Raw genomic sequence first — 15,303 nt, 5'->3', positions numbered from 1 at the left:
CACCGGCCCCACCCGGGACGGCACCTGATGGTCGGACCGAGAGGTCGGCTCCCCGCGGCGCGATCGCGGGGAGCCGACCTCCTCGTCCCCGCGGCCCGGTCCGCCGGTGGTCGTACCGCGCCGTCCGCGGACACGCCGAACAGGCCGCCCTCCCGGGGCTCCGAGAGGCGGCCCGTTCGGCCGGGCTCACTCCTGGCCGGCTCCGGCCGGGTCGGTGCCGACGCACCACTCCAGCACCGCGCGGGCGCTGTGGTACTTGTTCTCGGCCTGCTCGAAGGCGATCGAGGCGGGCCCGTCGAGCACCTCGGCGGTCACCTCGTCGCCGCGGTGCGCGGGCAGGTCGTGCATGAACAGCGCGTCGGGGGTGGCGTCCATGACAGCCTTGTCCACCCGGAACGGCTCGAAGGCGATCCGCCAGTCGGGGTCGGGCTTCGTCGAGCCGGTGGTCTGCCATCGGGTGGTGTAGACCACGTCGACCTCGGGCAGGTCGGCCATGTCGTGCCGCTGCTCCACCAGCGCGCCGCTGCCCGCCGCGTAGTCGGCGGCCCGGTCGAGGTAGCGCTGCTCGACCCCGTAGCCGCCAGGAGTTCGCAGGTGCAGCTCCGTCCCGGGGTAACGGGACAGCGCCAACGTCAGCGCCGAGGCGGTGTTGTTGCCCTCGCCGACATAGAGCACCCGCAGGCCCTCGATCCGCCCGAACCGGCCGAGCAGCGTGGTGAGGTCGGTGAGCGCCTGGGTGGGGTGCTCGGCGGCGCTCATCGCGTTGACGACGGCCATCCGCCGTTGGGCGGCGAAGGCCCGCAGCTCGGCCTCGCTGCCAACGGTCCTGGCCACCAGGACGTCGAGCATCCGGGACAGCACCGCGGCGGTGTCCTCGACGGTCTCCCCGGTGTTCTCCTGCAGGTCGTCGGGGCCGTAGGAGATCAACCGGCCGCCCAGGCGCAGCGTTCCGGCCGAGAAGGCGGTGCGGGTGCGGGTGGAGGTCTTGCGGAACAGGACGCCCACGACCGCGTCGCGCAGCGGGCGGGCGTCCTCGCAGCGACCGGCCGCGAAGTCGGCGCCCCGCTGCACGATGCGGTGCATCTCCTCGAAGCCGAGGTCGTCGATCGAGATCAGGTGGCGGTGTTGCGGACGGGACATTCCGTCCTCCTTCCTTGGCGGTACGTCAGGTTCGTCAGATCGTTCGCAGGCCCTGCAGCAGCACGTCGAGGCCGCGGTCGAGGAGCGCGAGGTCGACGGTCAGCGGTGGCAGCAGCTTGACCACCTCGTCGTCGCGGCCGCAGAGTTCGACGATCAGCCCCTGCTCGAAGGCGTGGCGCTGCAGCCGGTCGGCGCGCAGCGGGCCGCCGGAGGCGCCGAGGTCGATGCCGAGCGCCATCCCGCGTCCACGCGTCACCAAGTCCTGCCCCAGCTCGTCCAGTTCGCCGCAGAACCGGTCCAGGCGTTCGATCGCGGCGGCGAGGTGGGTGTGGAAGGAGTCCTGCCGCCACAGCTCGCAGGCCGCGGTGGCGGCGACGAAGGCCAGCTGGTTGCCGCGGAAGGTCCCGGTGTGCTCGCCGGGCTCCCATGCGTCCAACTCCCGCTTGAAGAGCACCATCGACAGCGGAAGCCCGTAGCCGCTGAGCGACTTGGACAGCGTCACCACGTCCGGGACGATCCCGGCGTGCTCGAAGCAGAAGAACCGGCCGGAGCGGCCGCAGCCCGCCTGGATCTCGTCGAGGATCAGCAGGATCCCGTGCCGCTCGGTGAGTTCGCGCAGGGCCCGCAGCCACGCGCTGCTCGCCGGGTAGACACCACCCTCCATCTGCATCGGCTCGAGGATCACCGCGGCCGGCAGGTCGACGCCCGAGGACGGGTCGGCGAGCAGCCGCTCCAGGTATCCGATCGAGTCGAACGGGCCCTGGGGACCGTCCTCGTAGGGGATGAACGTGACGTCCTGCCCGCTGACCCCGCCCGCCCGGCGGGCCCGGCGGCTGCCGGTCACCGCGAGCGAGCCGCGCGACATGCCGTGGTACGCGCCGGTGAACGCGACCACGCCGGTGCGGCCGGTGTGCTTGCGGGCGAGCTTGAGCGCGGCCTCCACGGCGTCGGTCCCGGTCGGGCCGGTGAACTGCGCCTTGTAGTCCAGCCCGCGGGGCCGCAGCACGGTGTCGGCGAAGGCGGTCAGGAACTCCCGCTTGGCCACGGTGTACATGTCCAGGCCGTGCGCGATGCCGTCGGCGGCGAGGTACCCGGCGACCCGGGCCTTGATGAAGTCGTTGTTGTGCCCGTAGTTGAGTGTCCCCGCGCCGCAGAAGAAGTCGGTGAACGTCCGGCCGTCCTCGGCGTGCAGCTCGACGCCCTTGGCCCGCTCGAAGACGGCCGGGAACTTACGGCAGTACAGCCGGACCTCCGACTCCAGCTCCTCGAAGATCTTGAACTCGTGCTCCGGCAACGGCTCCTGGCCGGTGTTCGGGGCGTCCTCGGCGATGTCCATCGGGTCCTCTCGGCAGGGATCGAACCCGCGGGGGGACCGCTCGGGGCGGCGTCCGCGGGTGGAGGGAGGGTGGCCATGCCCGCCGGACGGACATGCGCAGGAGCAGCGTGCCGCCGGACCGCGGCACGGTGCCAGGGAACGAGTGGCAGGCTCGGCGCCGCGGCGCTGCGCGTTTGTCCCGGTCCGGTGTCCCGCGGCGGCTGGCCCGGTCAGATCAGCCCGGTCCGCACGGCGTGCGCGACCGCGTGGGACCTGTTGTGCACCTGGAGCTGGCCCATCAGCTCGTAGATCACGTTCTTGACGGTGTGCTTGGAGCAGGACAGCGTCCGGGCGATGGCCTCGTTGCCGTGCCCGTCCGCCATCAGCCGGAGCACCTCGATCTGACGGTCCGTCAGCTGCGGGGTGCCCGCGCGCCGGCCGGGACCGGCCGGCTCCGGCGCCCCGTTGAGCAGGCAGGCCAGCACCGGGTGGGAGAGCCGGCCCTCGCCGCGGTGGGCCGAGTGGACGGCCGCGGCCAGTCGCGTCGGCGTCGCCTCGGCGGAGAGCAGCATGGCCCGCGCGCCCGCCTTCAGCGCCCGCAGCACACCGTGCCGGGACAGCACGTCGGCCACCACCACCAACAGCCGCTCGCCACTGGCCGGAAGGGCGGGCCGGCAGGCTTCGATCGCGCCCTCCACGGTGCCGCCGACGGCCACCAGCACGTCCCGCGACGACGGCTCCGGCGCACGGACCGGACGGAGCCCCGCGACCGCCAGCTTGGCCTCCACCGCCGCTCGCGCCACCGCGTCGCTCGACCGCACCCGTACCCTGGGTCCCGCGGTGGGGAGGACCGCCGTCGTCGCGGTCACAGCAGGCCCGCCCGCAGTGCGAACGCCACCGCATGTGCGCGGTTGCGCAATCGGAACCGCCGGGTCACGTCGTACACCACGGTGGTCACGGTGCGGGACGAGTAGCACAGTTCACGCGCGATCTCCTCGGTCTCCCGGCCGTCGGCGACCAGCCGCAGGACCGCCTGCTCCCGCTCCGACAGCTCCCACCCGGCCGGCGCCGCCACCCCGCCCGAGCGGTGGGTGCCGCCCCCGTGCTCGAGGAGCCCGTCCAGCAGGTCCGGCGGGAGCGTGCAGTCGCCCGCGGCGGCCGCCACGACGGTCCACGCCAGCCGCTCCACGGTGGCCTCGGATCGGCGCAGCAGTCCTCGGGTGCCGGCCGCGAACGCTTGGACCGCGTCGCCGGCCGCGAGCTCCGTCGCGACCAGCACGATCTCCCGGCGCGGGTCCGCCTCCCGGGACGCCCGCACCGTGTCCATCACCTGCGGGGTCACGCGGTCCACCATGATGACCGCGACCTGCGCCGGCTCCCCGGGCGGCGCCACCGCGATGTCGCCGTGGCGCTGCAGGCTGGTCCGCGCACCGGCCTCCAGCACCGGGTCCTGCGCGACGATGCTGACTCTCACCGGTTCACCCATCGGCTCCTCCTGGGGATCTGGCCCGTACCCGACAGGAAGAGATCATCGACCGGTGAGCGCCCGGCGGCATCGGGTGAGGGCACCCAGATTTCCCGACCCGCGGCGGGCTGGACCGGCACCGACCTGCGCGGCCGCTCGCACACGACCCTCGCCGCCCTCCCGGCGCCTCCCACAGTGCGTGCCGTCCTGCGCCGCACAGCCGTGCAGCGAACCGCCGTGCGCCCGTCGTGCGTGCCGTCCTGCGCCGCACAGCCGTGCAGCGAACCGCCGTGCGCCCGCCGGGGCGCGCCGGGAGACATGCGGGAAACATGGGGGCGATGCCCCCATGACGGGCCGGGGCCGTCCGTCGACGGCCCAGGCCCGTGTCCGGGTGGCGGCCCGGCCGGATCGGCGGTGCCCGGTATCGGAGCCCGAAGTTCCGGACACCGGTCCGGCGCGGACCTCGTGGAGCCGGGAAGCCGACGGCCGGCCGGTCTCGGGCCCGGCCGGCCGTGTGGTGGTGGTCTCCGGCGGCGCCCGGCCGATCGCATCGGGACGAGCCTCCACCTCCGCGCCCGTTCACTCCTCCGGTCTGTCCGACGGCGCCGAGGTCGAGGCCGACGTGGTGGTCGTCTCGCTCGGCGCCATCCGCAGCACCGAGCGGCCGGTCGGTTCGGGCTGGGCGCCGGCCCCCGCGGCATCGCCTGCGACGCCGGCTGCCGGGCATTCGACATCCGCGGCATCGTCACCGACGACGGGTTCGTGGCCGGTGACGTCGCACGGGCCCGCACCCGCCGTTCGGCTACCGGTTCCTGTCCCTGGAGGACTGGGGCAACGCCGTCACCCAGGCCGAGGTCGCCGCGCACAACATGACCAGCATCGGCCCGGACCGCATCCCCCACCGGTGGGTGCCGGCCTTCTGGTCGTCCCGGTTCGGAGTGACCATCAAATCCGTGGGCGTGCCGTCCATGGGCGAGGAGATCCTCGTCGCCCAGGGCTCGCTCGCCGAACGCCGGTTCACCGCCGTCTACGGGTACCAGGGGCGGGTCATCGGCGCGGTCACCTTCGACCACGGCCGCTGGCTGGAGTTCTACCAGCGGCTGATCGGGTCGACCGTGCCGTTCCCGCCGGAGTTCCCCAGCAAGGACCGGCGCCCCGAGGGGCGCAGCCCCGTACCGGCCGGGTTCCCCGACCCGTCCGTGCCCACGCACGGCCTGACGGTCACCGTCAGCGGATACTCACCGGCCGACCAGCGGCTCACGTTCACCCCCGCCCGGCCCTGACGCACCCGGACGGCCGCACCCAAGGACTCGCCATGGCAAACGTCGCGCTGCTGCAGATCACCGGCCGAAAGGTGGAGGTCCGCCCGGCGAGCCGGGCGGACCTCCGCGTGCCCCGGAACCACACGTGCACGTCCGGTCAGGGGTCGGCCTTCTCGGAGGTAGGCCTTCTGGAAGTCGGCCTGCGCGAACGCTTCACCACGGCCGGCTCCGGACGCCACGGCGCCCGGCGGGACGCCGGGGTCCGCGACGCTCCGCAGGACCCGCGCGGCGGCGACGGGCGCGCCCGTCGCCGCCGGTGGCCGTGAGCGAGGTGCGCACCCCGTACACGATCGCCTGCAGGTTGTCGGCCGCTAACCGAGCAGCACATGGCCGTCGCCCGGCCGGTGGGAGAGCGAGCGGCGTAGGTCGCGTGCCGCGAACGAGCGCTGCAGCCAGCGGTCCCGCCCGTCGTAGCGCGGGGTGAACTCGGTCCGGCCGTGCGCGGTCACCGAGTTGTCGACGATGGCCAGGTCGCCGGGGACGAGGTGGTGGGTGAGCGCGTGGCGGCTGAACAGGGACTGCAACGCGCGCAGGGCGGCTGCGGCCCGTTCGGTCAGCGGCTCGGTCGCCGCGAAGTCGACCACCATGTCCGGGTCGTCCGGCGCGCCGCTGAGCACCGCGTGCGGCTGCGGCTGCGTCGTCCCCGCCCCGAAGGACGGTGGCGGGCTGGTGACGAACTCGGGTCTGAAAAGCACCGCGCGGTGGTCCTCACCGAGCAGCCGGTGGACCTGGCGGATGCACACGGTCCGCAGCCCGGCCACCCGTTCGTGGTCGGCCCGCAGGCACAGCAGCAGCACGTAGTCCGGCCGGTACGGGTGGAAGGCGTTCTCGGTGTGGAAGTCCAGCAGCACCGAGCCCTCGTTGCCCTGGAACTCCTCGTTGCCCGGCACCGGCACGACGTCCTGCACCATCGCGCCGGACTTCTCCGGGCGGAACGCGATGGGGTCGCCCAGCGCGCTGGTGACGAGCATCAGCGCGCCGGCCGGGATGGTCGCCTCCCGTTGGACGGAGCCGCTGACCATCGGCGTGTCGGGCAGCAGCTCCTGGTCGACCGGCAGGCCGCGGACGAGTAGCGCCCCGGTGGGTCCGGAGTCGCGCCGGAAGGCCGAGAGGGACCTGCGCAGCGCCAGCGGCAGTTCGTGCCACCGGCGACCAGCCTCGCGCAGCCACCGGACGTCGTCGACGCGCCCGTCGGCCACCGGCAGCAGAGCTGCGGCGACCGCCTCCAGGGCCGGTGCGACGCCCGGGTCCAGCGCCACCACGCCCAGCTGCGAGTCGGCCGTGAGTATGGTCGGCATCACTTCACATCCCTCGTGCTCACCATGGCGTCGTTCTCGAACAGGCTGGTCAGCAGCTCGGCCACGGCCGCGACGTGGGGCGCGCGCAGGACACCGAGGTGGTTGCCGCTCACCCGGTGGACCTCGAGCCCCTCGGTGGCCAGTTCGGCCCACCGGGCGGTGAAGTCCGTGAAGCTCACCCCGACCGCGACCTCGTGCTCGCCGGCGGCCAGTTCGTCGCCGGCCAGCAGGTGCAGCCGGGCGGGGACGGGCGTGTGGCGGTAGTCGAGCCGGGTCTGCAGCAGTTCCCGCCAGACCCGGACCCGGGAGGGCCAGAACTGGTCCCCGGGCACCGGCGGGTCCACCTCACCCTCATCGATGATCTTGGTGAGGACGGTCACCGCCTCCTGCTGGAGTTCGCCGAGCCGCTCCCCGCTCGCCTCGGCGAGCTCGGCGAGCACCGCCTCGGCGTACTGGAACCTGCGCACGAAGTCGTGCATGTTCTCCCGCTCGTAGGTGTCCAGAGCGGGATCGAGCAGCATGAAGGTGACGTCCTCGCCGGCTGCCTTGAGCCGCCTGACCATCTCACTGGTGATCTGGCTTCCCCCGCACCAGCCGAGCAGCCGGTACGGCCCGGTCGGGGCGATCCGCCGCAGTTCGGCCAGGTTGAGCTCGGCGATCTGCTCGACGCTCTCCGGGGCGGGGCACGGCCGGGTCAGCCCGGGCCACTCGAACGCGGCCACCGGCTGGTCGGCCGGGAGGTGCTCGGCGAGTTCGGCGAACCAGTGCGCACTGCCCGGGTGGATGCAGAACAGCGGCGGCTTGGTGCCCGCCCGGCGCAGCCACACGATCGAGTCCGCGGCCTGCGAGCCGGACGGGGTGTCGGCCCTCGCGTCCGTCACCGCGACGGCCAGTTCGGCCACCGTCCGGTGCCGGTAGAAGTCCTGGAAGGACAGCTGATAGCCGTGCTCGGCACGGAGTTTGACGATCACCCGCATCACGGTCATGGAGTGGCCGCCGAGTTCGGCGAAGCTGTCGTCGATACCGACCTCGGCCACTCCCAGTGCCTCGGCCCAGGCCCTGGCCAGGATGTTCTCCACAGCCGTGCGCGGCGCCCGGTAGGGCCGGGTGGTCGTGGCCTCGTCGATCCGCGGCAGCGCGGCCAGGTCCACCTTTCCGCTCGGGGTCATCGGCAGGTTGTCGAGCACCAGGTACCTGGACGGCACCAGGTGGGCCGGCAGGATCCGGGCCAGCCGGTCGCGCAGCGCGACCGGGTCGAGCTCGGTCCCGTCGGCCGGCACCAGATAGGCGGCCAGCTCCCGCTCGTGGCTCGGCGTCGTGTGCACGCGCACGGCCACCTCGCGCAGTTCGGCCTCCCGGCGCAGCGCGGCCTCGACCTCGCCCGGCTCGATGCGGAAGCCGCGGATCTTCACCTGGTGGTCGACGCGGCCGGCGAACTCCAGCACTCCGTCCGCACGGTAGCGGGCCAGGTCCCCGGTGCGGTAGAGCCGCCCGCCGGGCACCGCGGCATAGGGATCGGGCACGAAGCGCTCGGCGGTCAGGCCCGGCTGCTCCACGTAGCCGCGGGCCAGCTGCGCGCCACCGATGTACAACTCGCCCACCACGCCGACCGGTACCAGCTCCATCGTCCGGTCGAGCACCCGCATCGTGGTGTTGGAGAACGGCCGGCCGATCGGCAGCACGCCCGCTTCGAGGTCGGCCGCGGTGCCTTCGAGGTGGGAGCAGCCGACCGTGGTCTCGGTCGGACCGTACTCGTTGTCCACCACGGTGTCCGGCGCGAACTCGGCCCAGCGGGAGACCTTCTCCCGGGTCAGCTCCTCGCCGCCGGCGATCAGCCGGCCCGCCGCGGTGCGCAGGCCCTGGGGTGACAGCGACTGGTTGAGCAGGGCGAGGTGGGAGGGGGTCAGCTTGAGGATGCCGAACCCGCCCTGCTCCAGCGCCGCGACCAGGGCGTCGATCCCGGGCGTCCCGTCGTCCTCCACGAGCGTGACCGGCTGGCCGGACAGCAGGGCGGGGAACAGCGAGGTGACCGGCAGGTCGAAGGCCATCGAGGAGTACAGCGGTGCGCCCGTGCCGCCCAGCGGGGTGTAGCCGCCCAGGCACCAGCAGACGTAGTTGACCACGTTGCGGTGCTCGATCATCACGCCCTTCGGCGTGCCGGTCGAGCCCGAGGTGTAGATGACGTAGGCGAGCGTGTCCGGTGTGGCGGTCCGCCCGAGGTTCTCCGGCGACTGGTCGGCGACCGCCGTGTCGGCGTCGACCAGGTACCGCTCGGCCGGGGAGTCGGCGAGCAGGCCGGTCAGCTCGCTCTGGGTGACGACCACCCGGGCGTCGGTGTCGGCGACCAGGGTGGCCTGCCGCTGCGCCGGGTGGGCCGGATCGAGCGGGAGGTAGGCGGCGCCGGCCTTGAGCACGGCGAGCAGCGCGACCACCAGCTCCGGTCCCCGGCGCAGCAGCACGCCGACCCGGGACTCCTGGCCGATGCCGAGCGAACGCAGGCGCCTGGCCAGGCGGTTGGCCCTGGCGTTGAGTTCGGCGTAGCCGACGGTCGTGCCGTCGGCGCACCGCAGCGCGGTCGCCTGCGGGGTGCGGGAGACCTGCTGCTCGAACAGCTCGTGCAGGCACAGCTCGGGGTAGGCGGTGTCGGGGCCGGCGGCGAAGGAGAGCAGCAGGGACCTCTCGCGCTCGTCCACGGCACTGTGGCGGGAGTCGCCGGCCGGGTCGGCGGCCATGCTCTCCAGGACCGTGCGGTACAGCCCGGCCAGCCGTTGCCCGTTGGCGCGGCTGATCCGCTCGGGCCGACCGGAGACGTACAGCACACCGGGGAAGGTCCAGACGTCCAGCCCGAACTCGTTCGGGCTGACGTCCACGACCTTCGCGGACTCGATCGGCCGGGTGTCCAGGACGTGAAAGTCCAGGTAGGTGAAGGCGATGTCGACCAGCGGCGTGCCGCCGCCCCACTCGCGCTGCATCTCCGGCAGCGGGAACCGGCGGTGCGGCCAGGCCGCCACCTCGGCGGCGAAGACCTGGCCGACCAGCTCGGTCCAGTTCGACCCGGTCAGCTCGACCCCCAGCGGCAGGGTGTTCAGGTGCATGCCGCGGACCAGGTCGCCGCCGTCGGTCTCCAGCCGCCCGTTGCAGACCAGGCCGGTGTGGAAGCGGTCGCTGCCGCTGATCACGCTGAGCACCTTCAGGTGCGCGGCGAACAGCACGCTCTTGAGCGGGGCCCCGGCGGCGGCCGCCAGCCGGCGCAGGCCGGGCTCCAGATCCTCGAACAGCACCGTTGTCTGGTACGGCGACTCCCCGGCGTCCGGGGCGGCGGCCCAGGCGACCGGCAGCTCGACCCGGTCGGATCGGGAGACCTGCTCACGCCAGAACGCGCGGTCCTCGGCGGAGTCCAGCGAGCGCTTCTCCAGGGCGATGTGGTCGGCGAAGCGCACGGTGTGCGTGCCGGGAGCGGCCGCCTCGCGGCCGGCCCGCAGCGCCCGGTAGTCCGTCATCAGCTCATCGAGCAGCGAGTGGTGGCTCCAGCCGTCGAGGATGGCGTGGCACTCGCTGAAGGAGAAGGTCCAGCGGTCCTCGGCCGTCTGGTGCACGTGGAAGCTGAGCATCGGCGCCCGGCCGAGGTCGAAAGGGCTGCGCCGGGTGTCCGCCGTGAACCGCCGCAGCGTCCGCTCGGCCTCCTCGGCGCCGAGCGTGCGGAGGTCGTCGTAGCCGACCTCGATGGTGCCCTCGGCGTGCACCAGCTGGAGCGGCTCGGAAAAGCCGGTGAGATCGAAGCTGGTGCGCAGGATCTCGTGCCGGCCGGCCAGCAGCCGCGCAGCCTCGCGCATCGCGGGCAGCGAGAACGGCGCGTCGTCGAGGAACGGGAACAGCGTGATGTTGTGGTACGGGCTGTCGTCCTGGTCCGACACCATCTGGTAGGCCATGGCCGCCTGCACCATGGACATCGGGTAGGCGTCCACCAGGCCGGCCGGCAGCTTCGCCCGGTCCTGCGGCGTCAGCAGGGCGAACGGCTCGACCCGCTGCTCCTCCACGCCGACGGCGTCCGCTGCCGTCGCCTGCGCGCCCGCCGACTGTGCGAACCGGGCGAGCGCGGCCACGCTCTGGTGCACCAGCAGGTTCTGCACGGTCAGTTCGACCCCGCGCCGGCGCAGCGCTGCGACCACGCGGATGGCGCGGATCGAGTCGCCGCCCAAGGCAAAGAAGTTGTCCTGCGCGCCGACCCGTTCGAGCCCGAGCACCTCGGCCCAGATCTCCGCGACGGTCCGCTCGACCGGGGTCCGGGGCGCGACGTACTCCTCGTCGGCCTGGACCCGGTGCGCGTCCGGATCGGGCAGCGCCCGGCGGTCGGTCTTTCCATTGGCCGTCACCGGCAGCGTGTCCAGCGGGACGAAGACCGCGGGGACCATGTAGGCCGGCAGGACCCGGCCGAGGTCCTCGCGCAGCCGGACCACGTCGATCCGGCGGCCGGCCCCGGCCGTGAGGTAGGCGACCAGCCGCGCCTCGCGTTCGCCGCTGCGCCGGTGGGCGAGCACCACGCTCTTGTCGACGTCCGGGAGCCGGCCGAGGGCCGCCTCGATCTCGCCCGGCTCGATCCGGTGCCCGCGGATCTTGACCTGGTCGTCGGCCCGGCCGAGGAACTCGAGGTCGCCGCCCGGCCCGAAGCGCGCCACGTCGCCGGTGCGGTACATGCGCGCGCCCGGCTGCGTCGTGTAAGGGTCCGGGCCGAATCGCTCCGCGGTCAGCGCCGGGCGGCCGAGGTAACCGCGGGCCAGCCCGGGGCCGGAGACGAAGACCTGACCGGGCATGCCGGCGGGCACCAGGTTGAGGTCGTCGTCCAGCAGGTAGACGCGCAGATCGCGCAGCGGCCGGCCGATCGGGCTCGGGCGCGTCCCGGCCGCCTCGGCCGCGTGCAGCGGGCGGTACGTCACGTGCACGGTGGTCTCGGTGATCCCGTACATGTTCACCAGGACCGGGCCGCTGTCGCCGAACCGGGCGAACCACGGCTCCAGCTCGGCCACGTCGAGGGCCTCGCCGCCGAAGACCACGGTCCGCAGCGCCAGGGCGTCCGGCCGCAGCCCGGCCTCGGCCACCGCCTCGCCCAGCACCCGGAAGGCCGAGGGCGTCTGGTTGAGGACGGTGACGCGTTCGGCGACCAGCAGCTCGAGGAAGTCCTGCGGGGAGCGGGAGACGGCGAACGGCACCACGACGGCCCGGCCGCCGTGCAGCAACGCCCCCCACAGCTCCCAGACCGAGAAGTCGAACGCGTAGGAGTGGAAGAGCGTCCACACGTCGGTGGGGCCGAAGCCGAAGTCGGCCTCGCAGGACCGTAGCAGCCGCAGCACGTTGGCGTGGGTCACCGGCACGCCCTTCGGCCTGCCGGTGGAGCCCGAGGTGTAGATGACGTAGGCCACGTTGTCCGCACCCGCACCCGCACCCGCGGCGGGTGCGGTGTCCGGCCAGTCGCCCGCCGGGGCGTCGGGCGACACCGTGGCGACCGCGTCGCCGGCCGGCTCCCGGCTGACCACGACGGACACCTCGGAGTCGGCCAGGATGTAGGCCAGTCGCTCGGCCGGCTGTCCCGGGTCGAGCGGCAGGTAGCCGGCCCCGGACTTGAGCGCGCCGAGCAGGGCCACCACCAGGTCGAGGCCGCGCTCCAGGCGGACGCCGACCAGCTGGTCCGTCCGCACGCCCAGCGAGCGCAGCCGGTGGGCCAGCCGGTTGCTCCTGGCGTCGAGCTCGGCGTAGGTCAGGTCGGCGCCGTCGCAGCTCACCGCGACTGCGTCGGGGGTGCGCTCGGCCCAGCTCCGGAACACCTCGGGGATGCTCTGCCGGACCGGCTCGGTGGAGCCGGTCCCGGCCCAGTCGGTGAGCAACTGCTCGCGCTCGGGAGCGGTCAGCAGCTCCAAGCGGCTCACCGCGTGCTCCGGCGCGGCCACGGCGCCCTCCAGCAGCCGCAGGTAGTGGCCGGCCATCCGCTGGATCGTCGCCCGGTCGAACAGCGCGGTGGCGTACTCCAGATGGCCCACCATCGAGCCGTCCGGCCGCTGGACCAGGCCGAGACTGAGGTCGAACTTTGCGGTTTCCCAGTCGACCGGCCGCTGCTCGCCGCCCAGCCCGGTGGGCGACCCGGCCGGCTCGGCGTCGACCAGTTGGAAGGTCACCTGCACCAGCGGGGTGCGGGAGGCGTCCCGTTCCGGCGCGAACTCCTGGACCAGCAGCTCGAACGGGGTGTCCTGGTGCTCGAAGCCGCTCAGCACGTCCTCGCGCACCCGGGCGAGCAGCTCCACGAAGGACGGGTCGCCGGACAGATCGGTGCGCTGGACCACCGTGTTGACGAACAGGCCGATCAACTCGTGCGTGTCGGGGTGGTTGCGCCCGGCCACCGGGGTGCCGACCGCCACGTCGCTCTGCCGGCAGTACCGGCCGAGCAGCAGCTGGAAGGCGGCCAGTGTGACCATGAACGGCGTCGCGCCGTGCTCCCGGCCCAGCCGGACCAGGGCCTCGGCGAGCGTCGCCGGCAGCTCGAAGGAGACCTCGGCGCCAGCGGCGTCGCGCACCGGCCCGCGCGGCCGGTCGGTCGGCAGGCGGAGCGGCTCCAGGCCGGACAACTTCGATCGCCAGTAGGCGAGTTGCTCGGCGAGCCGGGGTCCGGAGAGCCGTTCGCGCTGCCAGGAGGCGAAGTCCGCGTACTGCACCCGCAGCGGGGGCAGCGGGGAGGGCAGACCGGCCGCGAAAGCCGAATACAGCCGGTCCAGTTCGGACAGCAGGACCGACTCCGACCAACCGTCGGAGGCGATGTGGTGCAGGGTCAGCAGCAGAGCGCACTCGTCGTCGGCCAGGCGGACCAGCAGCGCCCGGATCGGCTGCTCGCCGGCCAGGTCGAACGGCCGCTCGCCGGCCTCGGCCACCAGCTCGGCGAACCGGTGCTCGGCGGCCTCCCGGTCGCTGCCGGACAGGTCGACCCGGGTGAAGGCGACGGCGCCGGGCGCGTCTATCACCTGCAGCGGCTCGTCGTCCACCGTCACGTACCGGGTGCGCAGCACCTCGTGTCTGGCGGCGATCTCGTCCAGCGCACGCCGCAGCGCCTCCTCGTCCAGTGGGCCGGGCAGCCTGAGCTGCAACGCCATCAGATATTCGGTGCTGCCCGGCTGGATCTGGTCGAGCACCCACAGGCGGCGCTGCGCGAACGACGGCGGCAACTCGCCGTCTCGGCACACCGTGGCGATCTCGTCGCTGTGCTTCGCCTTCGTCAGGCCGCGCAGGCGCCGCTGCAGCAACTCGGCGCGGGCAGTGGAGCTCGTGCTCATCTGGGCCTTCCTGTGTTTGCGGTGGTCAACCAGGAACTGGGGGGTGGGCTGGGCCTCAGCCTGCCGGGTCGGCGGTCGGCGTCGGCAGAGTCACTACGGCACACTTCGCACGGCTGTGACTGCGCGCGTGACTGCCGGTCCTTCTCTGCTCCCGGCCGTTCGCGCCCGCGCAGCATCGGCGCATGACAAAAAAGGTGCAACCGCTGCGGCACAACCGGGACTTCCTGCTGCTCTGGCGGGGCGCGGTGGTGTCCGAACTCGGTTCGAACGCCACGACGGTGGCCTATCCGCTGCTGGTCCTCTACCTCACCGGCTCGCCCGCCAGCGCCGGGTTCACCGGGTTCGTCGCGCTACTGCCGCAGTTGCTGTTCCAGCTCCCGGCCGGCGCGCTGGTCGACCGGTGGAACCGGCGACGGGTGATGATCTGGTGCGACGTCCTGCGCGGCCTGGCCATCGGCAGCCTGGCCCTGGCCCTGGCCGCCGACCGGCTGGCGCTGGCGCACGTGCTGGTCGTCGGGTTCATCGAGGGCACGCTCACGGTGTGCTTCGGGATCGCCGAGTCGGCGGCCGTGACCACCCTGGTGGACCCCTCGCAGTACGCGCTCGCGCTCTCCCGCAACGAGGCGCGCACCCGGGGCGCCGTCGTGTTCGGCCAGCCGCTCGGCGGTCTGCTGTTCGGGCTCGGCAGGGCGATCCCGTTCCTCTTCGACGCGGTCAGCTACGCGGTGTCGCTGACCACGCTGCTGATGATCAGGAAGGACTTCCGGGCCGAGCCGGCCGACCGGCCGGGTCGGCTGACCACGGAGCTCGCCGCCGGGATCTCCTGGCTGTGGCACCAGCCCTTCCTACGCGTGACCACCCTGCTGGTCGCGGGCAGCAACCTGCTGTTCCAGGCGCTGTTCCTGACCGTCATCGTGATCGCCCGCGCCGACGGCGGCTCGTCGGGCGCGGTCGGTGTGATGTTCGGCGTGGCCGCGGTCGGCGGGGTGCTCGGTTCGCTGGCCGCGCCCGCGCTGGAGCGCCGGCTGTCGATGAGGACCGTGGTGATCGGGGCGAACTGGGCGTGGGCGCTGGTGGTCCCGGTGCTGCTGGTGGTGCACGACCCCTATCTGATCGGGGCGGTGTACGCGCTGATGTGCTTCGTCGGCCCGGTGTGGAACGTGGTGGTGGTGGCCTACCAGCTCGGAGTGACGCCGGATCGCATTCTGGGCCGGGTGCAGGGCGCGGCACGCATGATCGCCTTCGGAGCCATCCCGCTCGGCTCGCTGGTCGGTGGTCTGCTGCTGCGCTGGATCAGTGCCGGTGCCACGGTGGCGGTGCTGTCCTGCTGGATGCTCTTTCTCGCGGTCGCCGCGAGCGTCAGCCCCGCGATCCGCAAGGCGCCCAGCCTGGCCGAGCTGCACGCGCCGGAGCCCGTGGCGGCGGCCGGCTGAACCACCGTGCGATGCCC

Annotated in this window: 8 protein-coding genes and 1 pseudogene; 3 read left to right on the top strand and 6 right to left on the bottom strand. The window is 73.2% G+C overall.

The window, feature by feature from the left end; genetic code table 11:
• Nucleotides 1-186 precede the first annotated feature (186 nt).
• The 4 genes from OG286_RS01700 to OG286_RS01685 all read right to left on the bottom strand — a co-directional run bounded on the left by OG286_RS01700 (nucleotide 187) and on the right by OG286_RS01685 (nucleotide 3,941).
• Nucleotides 187-1,140: an ornithine carbamoyltransferase gene (locus OG286_RS01700; RefSeq protein ID WP_396320207.1), complete on the bottom strand. Its 954-nt coding sequence runs from the start codon at nucleotides 1,138-1,140 to the stop codon at nucleotides 187-189.
• Between the two features lie 34 nt (nucleotides 1,141-1,174).
• Nucleotides 1,175-2,476, bottom strand: coding sequence for a diaminobutyrate--2-oxoglutarate transaminase (gene ectB / locus OG286_RS01695; RefSeq protein WP_396320206.1), 1,302 nt, complete (start codon nucleotides 2,474-2,476; stop codon nucleotides 1,175-1,177).
• A gap of 209 nt (nucleotides 2,477-2,685) precedes the next feature.
• Nucleotides 2,686-3,276, bottom strand: a complete 591-nt coding sequence (locus OG286_RS01690) for a response regulator transcription factor (protein WP_396320205.1) — start codon at nucleotides 3,274-3,276, stop codon at nucleotides 2,686-2,688.
• Between the two features lie 44 nt (nucleotides 3,277-3,320).
• Nucleotides 3,321-3,941 (bottom strand): response regulator transcription factor, encoded by a 621-nt coding sequence (locus OG286_RS01685; RefSeq protein ID WP_396320204.1) that lies wholly within the window; start codon nucleotides 3,939-3,941, stop codon nucleotides 3,321-3,323.
• 556 nt (nucleotides 3,942-4,497) lie between these two features.
• On the opposite strand from OG286_RS01685, the pseudogene OG286_RS01680 reads away from it, so the two are divergent.
• Nucleotides 4,498-5,203 (top strand): annotated as a pseudogene (locus tag OG286_RS01680) (oxidoreductase C-terminal domain-containing protein); the annotation flags it as partial.
• A 32-nt stretch (nucleotides 5,204-5,235) separates the two neighbouring features.
• A complete protein-coding gene (locus OG286_RS01675) occupies nucleotides 5,236-5,508 on the top strand; it encodes a hypothetical protein (RefSeq protein WP_405363427.1) in 273 nt (90 codons plus the stop codon).
• A 45-nt stretch (nucleotides 5,509-5,553) separates the two neighbouring features.
• Here OG286_RS01675 and OG286_RS01670 read toward each other — a convergent pair whose 3' ends face one another.
• Nucleotides 5,554-6,540, bottom strand: coding sequence for a TauD/TfdA family dioxygenase (locus OG286_RS01670; protein ID WP_396320203.1), 987 nt, complete (start codon nucleotides 6,538-6,540; stop codon nucleotides 5,554-5,556).
• The gene (locus OG286_RS01665) at nucleotides 6,540-13,853 is read right to left on the bottom strand and encodes an amino acid adenylation domain-containing protein (protein WP_405363429.1); all 7,314 of its coding nucleotides are present in this window, start codon (nucleotides 13,851-13,853) and stop codon (nucleotides 6,540-6,542) included. Before OG286_RS01665 ends, OG286_RS01670 begins: the two co-directional genes overlap by 1 nt.
• Before the next feature lie 182 nt (nucleotides 13,854-14,035).
• Here OG286_RS01665 and OG286_RS01660 point away from each other — a divergent pair, with 182 nt between their 5' ends.
• Nucleotides 14,036-15,286 carry an MFS transporter gene (locus OG286_RS01660; RefSeq protein WP_396320201.1) on the top strand — a complete coding sequence of 417 codons (1,251 nt, stop codon included), beginning with the start codon at nucleotides 14,036-14,038 and terminating at the stop codon, nucleotides 15,284-15,286.
• The last annotated feature ends 17 nt before the right edge of the window (nucleotides 15,287-15,303 follow it).

Source organism: Kitasatospora sp. NBC_00039 (genome assembly GCF_045160625.1).
In the GTDB taxonomy this organism is placed as follows: domain Bacteria; phylum Actinomycetota; class Actinomycetes; order Streptomycetales; family Streptomycetaceae; genus Kitasatospora.
This window is presented reverse-complemented; position numbering and strand designations above follow the sequence as displayed.